Source organism: Rothia sp. HMSC069C01, assembly GCF_001814655.1.
In the GTDB taxonomy this organism is placed as follows: Bacteria; Actinomycetota; Actinomycetes; order Actinomycetales; family Micrococcaceae; genus Rothia; species Rothia dentocariosa.
Map to the genome: position 1 here is coordinate 1 of NZ_KV817409.1, position 236 is coordinate 236.

At 64.8% G+C, this 236-nt stretch carries 1 protein-coding gene; it reads left to right on the forward strand.

From position 1 onward, the window contains the following. A partial coding sequence (locus tag HMPREF2981_RS10475; protein ID WP_210398830.1) for a transposase occupies positions 1 to 191 on the forward strand: 191 nt, incomplete at its 5' end. Positions 192 to 236 lie beyond the last annotated feature (45 nt).

Consider the following 236-nt stretch of genomic DNA (forward strand, 5'->3'; position numbering starts at 1 on the left):
GCACCGACTCAGTGGGCATCTTCCCCAACAGGGACGCCATCATCCGCCTGGTCGGCGCCGTCCTGGCCGAGCAGACCGACGAATGGGCTGAGGGCCGCCGCTACCTCAGCCTGGACACCCTCAAACAGTGCCAGACCACCAACAAGCTCCAGGACGGCCATCCAGACACGCCCCCGACACTGACCCACTGACCCCTAACCACGAAGGGCCCCTACACCACTACCAGGGACTTGACT